Origin of the sequence: Pseudoalteromonas sp. Scap03 (genome assembly GCF_013393115.1) — a bacterium.
GTDB lineage: Bacteria > Pseudomonadota > Gammaproteobacteria > Enterobacterales > Alteromonadaceae > Pseudoalteromonas.
This window is the reverse complement of record NZ_VDEU01000001.1, coordinates 1,205,554-1,218,890: the sequence shown is the minus strand read 5'-3', so window position 1 is coordinate 1,218,890 and position 13,337 is coordinate 1,205,554. Positions and strand designations below refer to the sequence as shown.

15 protein-coding genes are annotated in these 13,337 nt (G+C 40.7%); 6 read left to right on the top strand and 9 right to left on the bottom strand.

Going from position 1 to position 13,337, the window contains the following annotated elements:
* Window positions 1-27: 27 nt before the first annotated feature.
* Window positions 28-1,002, bottom strand: a complete 975-nt coding sequence (gene epmA / locus FHG08_RS05490) for an elongation factor P--(R)-beta-lysine ligase (protein WP_178954790.1) — start codon at window positions 1,000-1,002, stop codon at window positions 28-30.
* Between the two features lie 60 nt (window positions 1,003-1,062).
* The gene (gene efp / locus FHG08_RS05485) at window positions 1,063-1,629 is read right to left on the bottom strand and encodes an elongation factor P (protein ID WP_010390517.1); all 567 of its coding nucleotides are present in this window, start codon (window positions 1,627-1,629) and stop codon (window positions 1,063-1,065) included.
* Window positions 1,630-1,669: 40 nt separating this feature from the next.
* On the opposite strand from efp, the gene epmB reads away from it, so the two are divergent.
* Window positions 1,670-2,683, top strand: coding sequence for an EF-P beta-lysylation protein EpmB (gene epmB / locus FHG08_RS05480; protein ID WP_178956829.1), 1,014 nt, complete (start codon window positions 1,670-1,672; stop codon window positions 2,681-2,683).
* Here epmB and FHG08_RS05475 read toward each other — a convergent pair.
* Window positions 2,680-2,889 carry a hypothetical protein gene (locus tag FHG08_RS05475; protein WP_013463951.1) on the bottom strand — a complete coding sequence of 70 codons (210 nt, stop codon included), beginning with the start codon at window positions 2,887-2,889 and terminating at the stop codon, window positions 2,680-2,682. The two genes, epmB and FHG08_RS05475, sit on opposite strands and share 4 nt — an antisense overlap.
* A 116-nt stretch (window positions 2,890-3,005) precedes the next feature.
* Between FHG08_RS05475 and FHG08_RS05470 the strand changes: the two genes are divergently transcribed.
* Window positions 3,006-3,296 (top strand): hypothetical protein, encoded by a 291-nt coding sequence (locus FHG08_RS05470; RefSeq protein WP_010390514.1) that lies wholly within the window; start codon window positions 3,006-3,008, stop codon window positions 3,294-3,296.
* Window positions 3,297-3,358: 62 nt separating this feature from the next.
* On the opposite strand, the gene FHG08_RS05465 is transcribed toward FHG08_RS05470, so the two are convergent.
* Complete coding sequence (locus FHG08_RS05465) at window positions 3,359-3,847, bottom strand: DUF3016 domain-containing protein (protein ID WP_178954788.1); 489 nt, start codon at window positions 3,845-3,847, stop codon at window positions 3,359-3,361.
* Between the two features lie 251 nt (window positions 3,848-4,098).
* On the opposite strand from FHG08_RS05465, the gene galE reads away from it, so the two are divergent.
* On the top strand, window positions 4,099-5,115 hold the full coding sequence (galE, locus tag FHG08_RS05460; RefSeq protein WP_178954786.1) for a UDP-glucose 4-epimerase GalE: 1,017 nt from the start codon (window positions 4,099-4,101) through the stop codon (window positions 5,113-5,115).
* Between the two features lie 60 nt (window positions 5,116-5,175).
* Here the strand turns inward: galE and zapE are convergent, their stop codons facing one another.
* Window positions 5,176-6,297: a cell division protein ZapE gene (zapE, locus tag FHG08_RS05455; protein WP_178954784.1), complete on the bottom strand. Its 1,122-nt coding sequence runs from the start codon at window positions 6,295-6,297 to the stop codon at window positions 5,176-5,178.
* A gap of 58 nt (window positions 6,298-6,355) precedes the next feature.
* On the opposite strand from zapE, the gene rsuA reads away from it, so the two are divergent.
* Complete coding sequence (gene rsuA / locus FHG08_RS05450; RefSeq protein ID WP_178954782.1) at window positions 6,356-7,054, top strand: 16S rRNA pseudouridine(516) synthase RsuA; 699 nt, start codon at window positions 6,356-6,358, stop codon at window positions 7,052-7,054.
* Window positions 7,055-7,157: 103 nt separating this feature from the next.
* On the opposite strand, the gene FHG08_RS05445 is transcribed toward rsuA, so the two are convergent.
* A complete protein-coding gene (locus FHG08_RS05445; RefSeq protein ID WP_010390508.1) occupies window positions 7,158-7,931 on the bottom strand; it encodes a YggN family protein in 774 nt (257 codons plus the stop codon).
* 139 nt (window positions 7,932-8,070) lie between these two features.
* Complete coding sequence (locus FHG08_RS05440) at window positions 8,071-10,500, bottom strand: zinc-dependent metalloprotease (RefSeq protein WP_178954781.1); 2,430 nt, start codon at window positions 10,498-10,500, stop codon at window positions 8,071-8,073.
* 154 nt (window positions 10,501-10,654) lie between these two features.
* Between FHG08_RS05440 and FHG08_RS05435 the strand changes: the two genes are divergently transcribed.
* Complete coding sequence (locus FHG08_RS05435; protein WP_178954779.1) at window positions 10,655-11,623, top strand: class 1 fructose-bisphosphatase; 969 nt, start codon at window positions 10,655-10,657, stop codon at window positions 11,621-11,623.
* A 106-nt stretch (window positions 11,624-11,729) separates the two neighbouring features.
* Here FHG08_RS05435 and FHG08_RS05430 read toward each other — a convergent pair whose 3' ends face one another.
* Entirely contained in the window at window positions 11,730-12,056 is a 327-nt protein-coding gene (locus FHG08_RS05430) for a hypothetical protein (RefSeq protein ID WP_178954778.1), read from the bottom strand.
* Window positions 12,057-12,099: 43 nt separating this feature from the next.
* On the opposite strand from FHG08_RS05430, the gene FHG08_RS05425 reads away from it, so the two are divergent.
* Window positions 12,100-12,450: a DUF5522 domain-containing protein gene (locus tag FHG08_RS05425; RefSeq protein WP_178954776.1), complete on the top strand. Its 351-nt coding sequence runs from the start codon at window positions 12,100-12,102 to the stop codon at window positions 12,448-12,450.
* Window position 12,451: 1 nt separating this feature from the next.
* Here FHG08_RS05425 and FHG08_RS05420 read toward each other — a convergent pair whose 3' ends face one another.
* The gene (locus tag FHG08_RS05420; protein WP_178954774.1) at window positions 12,452-13,282 is read right to left on the bottom strand and encodes a sulfurtransferase; all 831 of its coding nucleotides are present in this window, start codon (window positions 13,280-13,282) and stop codon (window positions 12,452-12,454) included.
* Between the last annotated feature and the right edge of the window lie 55 nt (window positions 13,283-13,337).

Genomic DNA, 13,337 nt, shown 5'->3' with positions numbered 1-13,337 from the left:
CGCCAGTCACCCGAAGCGATAATTCACCTAAGCTCTTGCCACATCAAACGCAATCACTTCTTTTATTTTTTGTTTATTGGTTGCTAGCATCACGAGTCTATCAATCCCTAATGCAACCCCCGCACATTGCTCTAAACCATGTTCCAATGCCTCAATTAAACGCGTATCAATAGGAACTTGCTTTAAGCTGTTAGCAGCACGATAGGTGTTGTCTTCGTTAAACCTTTTTGCTTGTTCTTTAGCATTAGTGAGCTCATTAAAGCCGTTAGCCAGTTCCATATTTTTATAATACAACTCAAAGCGCCCTGCTACTCGCTCATCGTGTTCACAAATTTGTGCCAGTGCCGCTTGTGATGCTGGAAAGTGATACACAAAACAGGGAATTTCTTGGCCAATAGTCGGCTCTACTTTCATACAAAATAATAATTGCAGCAAGGTATCTTTATGAGTCTCGTTTTTAGCAATATCAGCAAAGCCATGTTCGCATGCGAGTTGTTGTAACTGCGTGATAGAGGCAGTTAATGGATCGACCCCTAACGCGCGTTCAAATGCCTTTTGGTAGGTAACGCGCTCTGCAGGAGCAACCTCAAGAATGAGCTGCATCAGCTGATCTATTTCGTCCATTAAAGCAAATTCGTCAAACCCAGGCCGATACCATTCGAGCATAGTAAATTCAGGATTATGATGACTGCCCGCTTCTTCATTTCGAAATGCCTTACAAAGCTGAAAAATAGCGCCTGAGCCGGCCGCTAACAAGCGTTTCATCGCAAACTCTGGAGATGTTTGTAAAAACAGGGGTAGCCCACCAGCATGGCCTGGGCCCACAAATGTAGTATTAAAGCTGGCTAAATGTACATCGGTTACACTGGCAGCACTTAAACTCGGTGTTTCGACTTCCATTACATTACGCTCATAAAAGAATTCCCGAATGCTGCGCATAATTGCTGCGCGTTGCTTAAGTATTTCTATGCTGGCACTCGGCTTCCAAAGATCTGCTGACATATTTTCTCCAAAAAAAATCCCAGCTTAAGCCGGGATTTAATTAATAAGACGCGTTGCTGCTTACTTAACACGGCTCACGTATTCACCATTACGAGTGTCTACTTTAATTACTTCGCCAATTTGTACGAATAATGGAACACGTACTACAGCACCTGTGCTAAGCGTTGCTGGTTTACCACCCGTGCCCGCTGTATCACCTTTAAGGCCCGGATCAGTTTCAGTGATCTCAAGCTCAACAAAGTTTGGTGGAGTTACAGCAATTGGGCTGCCGTTCCATAATGTAATAGTACATACATCGTTTTCAACTAACCATTTTCCAGCATCGCCCAGTGCTTTTTCGTCAGCAGCGATTTGTTCAAATGTTTCATTGTTCATGAAATGCCAAAATTCACCGTCTGTATATAGGTACGCTAAATCGGTATCCATTACATCAGCACCTTCAACCGATTCACCCGATTTAAAGGTTTTTTCAAGTACCTTGCCAGAGATAAGCTTACGGATACGAACACGGTTAAACGCTTGGCCTTTACCCGGTTTTACCATTTCATTTTCTAAGATACTGCAAGGTTCGCCGTCCATCATAATTTTTAGGCCGCCCTTGAACTCGTTGGTGCTATAATTCGCCATCGTTTCCTCTATTTATATTTTTCGAGTAATCTACGTGCCAATGATACAAAGAAATGAAGCAAATTTGCATAAAAACTGGCAAAAAGAATTAGCAAATGTAGTTACCTGCCCAAAAGTGTTGTTAGAAATGGTTGGTTTATCGAGCCAAGTCCATGAAAACGACATAAAAGCTCGTAGCTTGTTTCCTGTTCGTGTGCCATTGCCTTTTATAAAAAAAATTCGTCACGGCGATGCAAATGATCCTTTATTGCTGCAAGTTATGCCTCGCCATCAAGAGTTTTTAACTAAATCAGGGTTTAATAAAGATCCGCTACTTGAGCAAGATAACAATCAACCAGGTCTGTTACATAAATATAAGTCGCGTGTTTTAGTCATGTTTAAAACTGGTTGTGCGGTAAATTGCCGCTACTGCTTTAGACGCCATTTTCCTTATCAAGAAAACCAGTTAAATAAACGCAGCCTTATTGATGCATTGAGCTATATAAAAGCTGATAAAAATATTAACGAAGTGATTTTAAGTGGTGGCGATCCACTAATGGCCAAAGACGATGCTATTAGTTGGTTTTTAGATGAGCTTGAGCAAATACCACAAATAAAACGGATGCGCATACACAGCCGCTTACCCGTTGTGATCCCTGCACGCATTACTGAACAATTATGTGAAAGATTAGCAAAGTCACCACTAAAAATTATATTCGTGAATCATATTAACCATGCTAACGAAATAGATAGTGACTTTAAAAACGCCATGAACATGCTAAAACAAGCCAATGTACTGCTATTAAATCAGGCGGTTATTTTAAAAGACGTGAACGATACAGTTGATGCGCAAATAAACTTAAGTGAAGCGTTGTTTGATGCAAATGTATTGCCTTATTACTTACACTTACTAGATAAAGTAGAAGGCGCAAGTCATTTTGATATAGATGAGGCACAAGCCATAAAAATAATGGCAGAGCTTTTAGAGACCCTGCCAGGATTTTTAGTGCCTAAACTAGTTAGAGAAATAGGAGGCCAAAAAAGTAAAACCCCTATCGACCTCAAATTGGTTTAAACATAAACGTTTACATTATTCCCAAGTGTTGCAGTAACCGACTTAGCCGGTGTTTGTGCACTTGAGGTTTGTGTAGCACCTTCAATAAGCGCAAGTGCAGCGGCGCCATCAGCTTGCTGTTGCTTTTTAGATAAAGCAGCAGTTAAAACCTCTGCGCCTTGGCCTGCACCAGGGATTGTAGGTAGATTTCCACCTGATATATTCATAACTCACACCTGACATTTAAATGTAATACACGTATTATAGTCGCTGAATTGGTAAATTACTTTACCAACCCACTTAAGTATTTATCGGCAACATTGCACTAAGCTTTAGGAAAACCATGGATTCTATAATTGAACAACTCAACGCCAACTTAAAAATTGTTTACCGTCAGGCGCTTGATGCTGATAAAAAACTCGATGAGTTACAACAGCAAGGCCACGGAAAATTTAAAGCCTTATTTGCCGAGGACGCTGGATTTAGCTTTGAAGCTAAACGCTTTAAGCCGTACGTTTTAGACGTTGCCGCTGATGTAGAAAGCTTATCAAGCGACGGTTTAGACGAAGAAAAGCTAAAACAAGCAGTTATTAAACTACAAAACTTACTAACCTTGTTAGCGACCTTTAAATAAAAATGAGCAACTGCTTTGCAAAGCGTCTACCAAAGTAGATGCTTTGCATTATTAGCTTTAGCTTACTTGATACGCGGTAAAATTTGTTCACCAAACCACTCTGTTAATAAGCGTTTTTCGTAGTAAAATGCTTCATCTCGACCCATTTTGATTTTATCCATAAAACCCATATCTTTTAAGCTTACGTTATCTTCTTGTGCGACAACGCCACTTTCATCACTAAGCACATAATTAAATTCAATGCGTGGAAAGTGAATAGGTTTAACCACTCGGATTTCGTTAACACCGCCATAGCGTACGTCTCCGGCTAAATCTAAATCGGTTACTTCAATGTTTAAACTGTAGTTTTTAGGAAGTTGCTCGCTGAGCTTTGCAAAGTGTTCATCAATACTTTTGGCTATTTGCTTATGGTATGAGCCTTTAGTTTGGTTGGATGGGCGTACATCGCGATAATCATTAAAGTCATGCCATTTCACTTGAGCCTCACCCGCGCAAACAACACTCGGTAGTGCAATACACATCAACATTGCTATTTTTTTAACTAAGTTCATACGTTTCTCCAACGAGTATTTTGATCATTGTGATCAATTGAATATTTTACAAATCGCTATACATCACTTTAGCAATTACATATGAACTATAACTTAATCTTTACGCTGAGGTGTTATTAAAATTGCACAAAATGTAATCGAAAGTACGGTTTACGATCATACTATTACAAAGCAAATAAAATAATACATGTAAAAACTCATTATTTATGGTGAAATTAGGGTAATTGAACAGAGGTTTCCAAGGAGCATTCATGGCAATTTTAGTAACCGGTGGCGCAGGCTATATTGGCTCACACACCGTTTTAGAACTTTTACAGCAAGGCAGCGACGTTATCGTTATCGATAACTTAAGTAACTCCTCTGAAGAATCACTTGAGAGAGTGAAAAAAATAACCGGTAAAGCAATTACTTTTTATCAAGGTGATATTTTAGATAAATCCTTTTTAGACTCAGTATTTGCAAAACATAACATTGATAGTGCAATTCATTTTGCAGGTTTAAAAGCGGTTGGTGAGTCGGTAGCAAAACCAATCGCGTATTATCAAAATAACGTACAAGGCACATTAACACTAGTTGATGCTATGCGTGACGCGGGTGTGTTTAAACTGGTATTTAGCTCATCTGCAACAGTTTATGGTGACCCTGCAAGCTTACCAATACGCGAAGATTTCCCCGTTGGCGGTACAACCAACCCATATGGTACGTCTAAACTAATGGTTGAAATGATGCTGCAAGATATCGCTAAATCAGATGAGCGCTTTGCGTTTGCTATTTTGCGCTACTTTAATCCTGTTGGTGCCCATGAGTCAGGTTTAATTGGTGAAGATCCTAATGGCATTCCTAATAATTTACTGCCTTTCATTTCACAAGTTGCGGTTGGTAAATTAAAGCAGCTCGCTATATTTGGCGATGATTACGACACGGTAGATGGTACTGGCGTACGCGATTACATTCACGTTGTAGATTTAGCCTTAGGGCATTTAAAAGCGCTTGATAAAATAGCCGCAGAAACCGGCGCACTTATTTATAACCTTGGTACCGGTAACGGCTATTCAGTATTACAAATGGTCAATGCGTTTATTAAGGCTAGCGACCAAGCTATCCCTTATGCGGTGTCACCTCGTCGCCCTGGTGATATTGCATCCTGTTATGCTGCGCCAGAAAAAGCGCTTAGTGAACTAGGCTGGCAAGCCGAGCGCGGTATTGATGTCATGATGCAAGATACTTGGCGCTGGCAGTCAAATAATCCAAATGGATATAAGTCATAAAGGCTTCTTTAAGTTATCAGCTTAAAATTAAAACACCGCATTTAAATTAAATGCGGTGTTTTAATGTTGTACATACCAATTTTGCATTTCTACAATCCGTGACTGGGTTCGCGCATATTCAAAGCTTAATTTTTTACCTTGGTATAACTCGTTTATGTCGGCCTGGGCATTAATTACCAGTAATTTGTGGCAATCGTAAAACTCATCGACTAAGGCAATAAAGCGCCGAGCTTCATCATCGAAAGTATGCTCATCTAACTGCTGCTTTTCGCGCTGATAACTGTCTTCTATACCATGTACAATAACTTTACCAGTTGCCTCTTTTCCCATTATTGGCACATTCGCGATGTATACTACCGAAAACTGTTCTGCTAAAAACATATAGTCATTGGCGCTACGAGGGCCTGAGCACAATGCCATAAAATCAATCAGTAAAGCATCGTCAGTTTTTAATAAATAAGGAAGCACTCGGCCATGCACAGTTATTGTATTATTACGCATTGCTTGAGAATGTGCGGATAAAAACCCAGCCTCAAATTCAGCATCGGGCAAGTTAATAAAATAATGACGACTACTTCTGCCGTATCTAAAGCGATGATCTTCCTCCCCCGCTACGTTAATTACGCGACAATGTTCATTTATTAAATCGATAGTTGGTAAAAATCGCGCGCGTTGCAGACCGTTGTAATAAAGTTGCTCCGGTTTTGCGTTAGAGGTTGCTACTAGCACCACGCCTTGTTCAAATAAAGCGTTAAATAACCGAGCCATGATCATGGCGTCACCAATATCACTAACAAAAAACTCATCAAAGCACAGCACTTTTATCTTTTTGGCCCACTGTTTAGCAATTATTTGCAGCGGATTTTTATCCCCTTGTAACTTGGCCAATTGAGCATGAACTTTTTCGATAAAATGATGAAAGTGCAGGCGCTGCTTTTTCTCTGTGGGTAAGTTTTCATAAAATAAGTCCATCAACATAGATTTACCTCGGCCAACAGGGCCATATAAATATATTCCCCTTATTGAAGGTGCTTTTTGCCACCAGCTTGCAGGCTGATTTAATTGCTCACTTAAAGACTGTAACGCACTCACGGCTTGGTGCTGCGCCGCATCGAAATCAAGCTCTCCTGATGAAACCTTGCTATGGTATAGGCTTAAAATTTCTGTGCTGGGCTCTGTCATGGTATTTCACTATCCGCTATACTCGCGGCCATTGTAGCCGACTAAAAATGTGAACAACATGAAATTTCCTTGCCGTTTAGATAAATTTATTAGCCATTTAGCAGAGTTACCACGCTCAAAAGCCCGCGCAGCAATAAAAAGCCAAGTGGCTTGCGTTAATGGCGAGGTGATCACGGCATTCGACTTTCAAGTTACTCAACAAGATGACGTGTTATTTCATGATCAGCCATTAGTGTTTTTAGGTAAACGCTACTTTATGCTCAATAAGCCGGTAGGTTATGTATGCGCTAATTCAGATGAGTTACACAAAACCGTATTTGATTTGCTTGATGAGCCAAACATGGCCGACTTTCACATTGCCGGGCGTTTAGATATAGACACCACAGGCCTAGTGCTTATTACTAATGATGGCGACTGGTCACATAAAATTACCTCGCCGAAAAAGAATAAGTTTAAAACCTACCTAGTCGAAACCCAAGAGCCGATTACCGACGATGCACTGCAGCAACTACGCGATGGTGTACAGTTACACAATGAAAAAGATTTAACTCGCCCTGCTATTGCTGAACGCGAAGGGAGTTACGGTTTACGTTTGTCGATTTCTGAGGGGAAGTACCATCAAGTGAAACGCATGCTAGCAGCGGTAGATAACAAAGTAGTTGAACTACATCGTGAACAAATTGCGGGTATAAAGTTAGGTGAAGATTTGGCTGCAGGTGAATACCGCCCATTAACTGCCGCAGAGATAAAACTGTGAGGTTGTTTAGGTGATAGGAAATGGTTCACGAGGTTCGGGCTGTTCACCTGCCGCTCTAGGCTCGATGCTCGTTGCCTTCTATAATCTTGCCTAATCTCTGTTCTTACGATTTAATCTGTACTAAATCAAAGTCTGTCATCCCAGGTACAATCGCTTGCAGCCGAGACTCAGTAATATCTAGAGAGTTTAAACATTCACAATATTCAGAGGCTTTAAGTTCTAATTGATGGGCTTTTTTCTGTAACGACTTATCGATTTCTTTGGTGATGATATCCATGCGTTGCCCCATGTCGTTCATGCGGTCTTCTATATTGCCTTCTCGAGATTTAAACGCATCCCCAAGCGACATTAAAATAGCACCCAAAGAGCCATGTACAGCTGAGTGTATTTTTTGACTAATTTCTTTAGTAAAAAAATCATCAATTTGGGAAAGCGATTGAGGAGCTATAAAAAAGAAATCGTCGCCACGTTTAAACTTATCCATAAGTGCGCGCTCTACATATTGTAATTGCGTTTTTAGCACTTCGGGTTCTTTATCTGACATGCCCTCAACAACATGCTCAATAGCACTGAGTCCTAGGTTAACGCCATCGGTCGCTAAATCGACCAACTCAGGAACTGTTTGACGAATACCATTGCTAAATTGTTCTAGCACTTTGCTTTCGTCGGTGCTTAAATCGACCCAGTAGCCTCGAATAAACAATTGATTATTATTGTTAATTTGCACCCTTGTTTGGCCTTTATCAACAATACGGATCACATCATCGGTAATAATTAAACCATGACGAAGTTCAACATCACATTGTTTTTGTGCGATTGCATTGGAGCTTAAAAGTGCCATTGATAACGCCAATATCGAACGAGATAAAAACGCCATAAACACCTCAAAAAGACTAAAATAGGGGGTGGCTAGATTAACAAAAAACCAACTTTATGCAAGCAAAAGTAACACCCTAAAAACAAGGCACCATGAAACGTAACGTTTACACAGCGCCTTTATCCTCTGGCTTGTACTATTAAATAGGTGAGCCTGGTGGTATTGGCAGGGCTTTAAAATTATCAGGCCACTGGCCTGTTGTTAAAAACTGATTAATTTGCGACGATAAATAGTTTTTAAATGCGCTGTCACCCACTTCAGGGTGGCCTAGCAAAGAGTGCTGATTAAACTCATCAGCAAGTTTGCTTAAATAGAAATGCAGTTGCGCTTGCACTTCAGGGCTTAAACCGTCGTTAGCCACAAGATCAGCCATGGCTTTTGCCGTTAGGTACTGTACTCGTTGTGTTACTTTTCCTGTCATGGTGGCAGGTGCTGATACATTAAACACTTGCTTATTTAACTGTTTAAGTAGCTCATCTAGGCTATAAAAGCGGTTATCACGTGCTTGCTGCTGTGCTAATCGATTTAATCGTTGAGCATTAAGTAATAGCGATAAGCTATGCTGCGCGGCCACTTCAGGCAATGCAAGTGCATCCATAGTTAAGCCGGTACGACCCACTATACTTTCTCGTGATTTAGACTCGCCATACGCTTTAGGTACGATTAAGGAAAGTATCGACTCTGGCAGCGTTAGATTAGTTGCTTTTAGGGTGGCTAAAATAGCATTAACGGCTTGTTGCTGAGCCTCTTTAGCTACAACTTGGGCGCCTTTAACGGGTGCATCACTACGAATTTCATAGTCATAATCAACGCCCGCAATAAGCTTTGCAACCGCTTCAACTTGATAACGGTGGAACAAGTAAAGTGGCACTAGCTTTTCTTCTAACTGCGACAGTGCAACCCCAGTTTTTATATTGTTAATACCAAACTGCCCAAGCGCCTGCTTTCGCACATCAAGCACTCTAAGTAATTCTTCACTTGGATTACCACCATTATCCCAAAGATGAGCTGTAGGGTGCGCCCCACCTTTGGCACGGGCATCACTGTCAGAAATAAACGCCAAACCTTGTGCTTTATTTTGCTGCAAAATAGCAGCGAGTGCTTCGCTTTCATCTTGGCCGGTAAAATCACTGTAGCCATATTTGATCACTTGCGTATCCCATACGCCCATGCCTTTAGCATAACCTTGAGATACATCTAACTGACCATTATCTGCAAAGCTCAATAACGGATGCGGATAATCCATCACCGAAGCTCGATTATTTACTGACGCAGCAAAGTTGTGCGCAATACCCAGTGTATGACCAATTTCATGAGCACTGAGTTGACGAATACGATCAAGTGCCATTGCATGTAAAGTACCTGCCACTTCATTGCCTTTTAAATAAGGCGCAGCGAGTGATTCAGCAATAAGGATATCTTGACGCACTCGCAGCGACCCTAATGTCACATGGCCTTTAATAATTTCGCCTGTACGTGGGTCTATAATTGAACTGCCATACGACCAACCTCGAGTTGCTCGATGCACCCATTGAATAACGTTGTAGCGCACATCCATAGGATCAGCATTACTTGGTAGCACTTTAACTTCAAAGGCATTTTTATAGCCTGCTGCATTAAAAGCGTCATTCCACCATTGCCCGCCTTCTAATAAAGCCGTTTTTACTGGTTCAGGTACCCCAGGATCTAAGTAATAAACAATAGGCTCTATCGGCTCACTAACTGCTAAGCTTGGATCTTTTTTTGCTAACCGATGACGCGGAATGTAACGCACGTACATTGACTCATCGAGCCCTGCTGCATAATTTTTATGCTCCACACTCCAATAACCCGATTGCGGGCTAAATTTACGAGGCGTGTAATTATCATCAGGCAATTGAATAAGTGAATGGTGCATGTGCACACTCAAAGCGTAAGGGTCAGCACTCACTTGGCGAACGTATTTACCTGGTTTAGATCCTTTAAAGGTGAGAATGGCTTCAAGTTCAGTATTTTTCAAAAATGCTTTTGAGCGATTCATAAATACCGCACTGCGTGACTCATCAAGGCTAAACTGCCCTTGCTTGCGCGCAGCTAAAGTACGGCTTACACCATGTACGTCACTCAGTAAATAAGGGGTGTAATCTATTAATGCAGCATTGTCATCTTGAGCGACAACTTTAAAACCTGCCAAAATGCTGGATGCAAACGCTTCTTTAACGCTTTGCTGCTCTGCTAAATTACTCGTGTTTGCACGGTAGTAAGTATTTACGGCACGTAACATCACCTTGTTGCCAAAGCGCTCAAACTGCACCAAATAGGTACCGCCTAATTGGCCTCTATCTAAACCTATGTCGTTAGAACCAACGCCATAAGGCAGGCTATGCTGTAGTAAAAATTGTTGCTCAAGTTTATCAACTTTTAAATACACATTGCCGTTTTGGGTATCGTAAAAGAAAGAAAAATAACCAGGGAAATGGTTCATTTTTTCAGTAAATTCGTCAATAGACTTAATTGCTGCGTGCGCTTGAGTTATCATACAGAGCAGCACAGTAAAGAGTATGTAACTTAATCGTGATATTTTTTGCATAATCTTATCTTTGTTATTAGCGTTTTAAATGCGATGTAGGTACCCCATTATAGGGGGTTATTTATACAATACAGTTATTTAAGACGAATTTCAGCGCTCTAAACTAATCTCTCTCACATTATGATTAGTTTTAACACGTTATCAGGAAAAAAGAATGCGTAGACTCCCACCAGTATTACTAGAAGATGGCTGTTCAAGAGAACTTTTGTCGTTAATTCGTACAATTTTAGCGGCATGTAAAGAAATTTCATTTCGCGTCGGTCAAGGTGAATTATCGGGCGTATTAGGCTCAACCCTCGATGAAAATATTCAAGGCGAAACACAAAAGAAACTCGATGTATTATCTAATCAGTTATTAAAAGATATATTGCTGGAGTCAGGCACAGTTAAAGCGATTGCCTCTGAAGAAGAAGATTATACTGTTGCCGGTAACCCAGATGCCGAGTACATTGTTGCATTTGACCCACTTGATGGCTCGTCAAATACCGATATTAACTCACTTGTAGGTACTATATTTTCTATTATGAAAGCGCCTGTGGGCTCAGATGCTGCTGATGAAAAGATTTTTATGCAACCTGGGCATCAACAAGTGGCTGCAGGTTACGTACTGTATGGCCCATCAACTATGCTTGCGCTAACAACAGGTAAAGGTACACGCATGTTTACCTTAGATAAAACCCAAGGTAGCTTTTTACTTACCCAAGATTTTGCCGCTATTCCTGCTAAAACTAATGAATTTGCAATTAACGCCTCTAACCAGCGCCACTGGGAACCAGCGATGCAAAACTACATTAATGACTTACTTGCCGGAGATACAGGCCCTCGCGCTCAAAACTTCAATATGCGCTGGATTGCTGCAATGGTTGGCGATGTTCACCGTGTACTTAGCCGTGGTGGTTTATTTACTTACCCAACTGATACTAAAGATCCTAATAAACCTAATAAGCTGCGTTTACTTTATGAAGCAAACCCAATGGCGATGTTAGTAGAGCAAGCCGGTGGTATTGCTTCAACAGGTACTGAGCGTATTATGAATATTCAGCCTGATGCTATCCATCAGCGTGTTGCGGTTATTTTAGGCTCTAAAGACGAAGTAGAAACTTGCTTGAGCTATCATAAGTAAACTTTAAGAACAGGTTTCAGGTGTCAGCTAGAGATTAGCCCAGCGGTGGTTACTAACATCTGAAAACTGTTGCTTAAAACCTTTAATATTTTCTGATAACCACCTGCTACTGTTGTAATAGCTTTAACAACTGTGCGAGCTTTTGATGAGTCAACTCACCCATTTGCTCGCTATTACTTAGCGCGTAAATAACGCCTTCATGCTTAGCGCAATTTATGTCATCTCGCGACTCAATGACATTTGCCCACAGCTCTAAATCGTCAATATCAATTTCTTTATTTAAACAACGCGCAAGTACATTAATTAGTACAGGCTTTGTGAGTGTGTACAGATAGGTTTGATTGTTTGCTGCGGTTGAAACAATCACACTAATGGCACTATCTCTTTGCTCGCCAAATGTAATAAATTCAGCCAATGCTTTTTGTATATTCATAATGTTTGTTATTCTTGCTGCTCTACTGTTAATAAGACCTAAAATGACCCAGATAAACTGCAGCCAATGTAATACAACGCTTAACTGTAATGTTAATGATATAACCGCATGTTGGTGTTATCAGTTACCTGCTATTTTACCACTCGATGATACAGCAACCAGCTGCTTATGCCGCTTATGTACTCTTGCTAAAATAAATAACTATTTAGAGACTATATACACTCAACCAATAAAAGCTCAAATCGCTTTTGCTAAACAATTTAGAAGCCATGATAATTTAATTGAAGGGTTAGATTACACCATGCAGAATAATTACATAGTGTTTAGTAAGTGGTATTTTTTAAAACGTGGTACTTGCTGCAAAAACGGGTGTAAAAATTGTCCCTATAGTTAAATTATCCACCCACAGCAATAGGCAGTGAGCTATCAGCGCCCCACTCACTCCACGATCCGTCGTAAACACTTAAATTATTGTATCCGCATTCATCAGCGAACAGTGCAAGCGCACAGGCAGTAACACCCGAACCGCAGCTAAATTGTAACTGGGTTGCATTACCGACTAATTCACTAAACTGTGTTTGTATAAAGTCGAGTGATTTTGCCTCGCCATTTTCTAATAAACTACTTAAAGGTAGCGAGTAGCTATTAATAATGTGGCCGCTGCGCATACCCGCTCTTGGCTCTTTATTTTTACCCGTAAAGCGCTCATAAGCACGCGCATCTAAAATAACTGTATTGGCATCATTAGTAGCACTTAGCACCTGCTTTTTATCAATAAAGTAACCAGGTTGGTAATGAGCAATAAAGTCGCCTTTTAGTGATGCTTGTGTATAATTTGACTCAACCACAAGCCCAAGTTCAAGCCACTTGGCTAAACCGCCACTGAGCACTTTAACGTTACTAAATCCCATGGCTTTAAACATCCACCAGGCTCTAGCTGCACTGAATAACCCTGCATCTTCATAAATCACCACGAGTGAATCGTGATTCACTCCTGCTTTTTGCATCACCTGAGTAAATTGCTCTGCACTACACAAGGTATTGGGTAATGGGTTTGAGGTATCTGCGAGTTCTTTTTTGATATCAAATCGTTGTGCTTTAGGTAGCATAGCAACGGGCGAATACTCCCCTGCAGCTGAGGGGCGTAGCATACCTGCATCAAAAATAACTAAGTTAGTTTGCTCTAAACGCGCATGTAACCATTGTGCACTGACTATATTTTTCATCATCTTGCCAAATTTGAGGAAATGAAATAGCTATATATTATTACAGCCTGTTTAT

What these genes read in the sequence shown, in the direction of transcription:
- epmA (WP_178954790.1), bottom strand. Translation starts at nt 1,002, where the DNA reads ATGTCAGCAGATCTTTGGAAGCCGAGTGCCAGCATAGAAATACTTAAG.
- efp (WP_010390517.1), bottom strand. Translation starts at nt 1,629, where the DNA reads ATGGCGAATTATAGCACCAACGAGTTCAAGGGCGGCCTAAAAATTATG.
- epmB (WP_178956829.1), top strand. Translation starts at nt 1,670, where the DNA reads ATGATACAAAGAAATGAAGCAAATTTGCATAAAAACTGGCAAAAAGAA.
- FHG08_RS05475 (WP_013463951.1), bottom strand. Translation starts at nt 2,889, where the DNA reads ATGAATATATCAGGTGGAAATCTACCTACAATCCCTGGTGCAGGCCAA.
- FHG08_RS05470 (WP_010390514.1), top strand. Translation starts at nt 3,006, where the DNA reads ATGGATTCTATAATTGAACAACTCAACGCCAACTTAAAAATTGTTTAC.
- FHG08_RS05465 (WP_178954788.1), bottom strand. Translation starts at nt 3,847, where the DNA reads ATGAACTTAGTTAAAAAAATAGCAATGTTGATGTGTATTGCACTACCG.
- galE (WP_178954786.1), top strand. Translation starts at nt 4,099, where the DNA reads ATGGCAATTTTAGTAACCGGTGGCGCAGGCTATATTGGCTCACACACC.
- zapE (WP_178954784.1), bottom strand. Translation starts at nt 6,297, where the DNA reads ATGACAGAGCCCAGCACAGAAATTTTAAGCCTATACCATAGCAAGGTT.
- rsuA (WP_178954782.1), top strand. Translation starts at nt 6,356, where the DNA reads ATGAAATTTCCTTGCCGTTTAGATAAATTTATTAGCCATTTAGCAGAG.
- FHG08_RS05445 (WP_010390508.1), bottom strand. Translation starts at nt 7,931, where the DNA reads ATGGCGTTTTTATCTCGTTCGATATTGGCGTTATCAATGGCACTTTTA.
- FHG08_RS05440 (WP_178954781.1), bottom strand. Translation starts at nt 10,500, where the DNA reads ATGCAAAAAATATCACGATTAAGTTACATACTCTTTACTGTGCTGCTC.
- FHG08_RS05435 (WP_178954779.1), top strand. Translation starts at nt 10,655, where the DNA reads ATGCGTAGACTCCCACCAGTATTACTAGAAGATGGCTGTTCAAGAGAA.
- FHG08_RS05430 (WP_178954778.1), bottom strand. Translation starts at nt 12,056, where the DNA reads ATGAATATACAAAAAGCATTGGCTGAATTTATTACATTTGGCGAGCAA.
- FHG08_RS05425 (WP_178954776.1), top strand. Translation starts at nt 12,100, where the DNA reads ATGACCCAGATAAACTGCAGCCAATGTAATACAACGCTTAACTGTAAT.
- FHG08_RS05420 (WP_178954774.1), bottom strand. Translation starts at nt 13,282, where the DNA reads ATGAAAAATATAGTCAGTGCACAATGGTTACATGCGCGTTTAGAGCAA.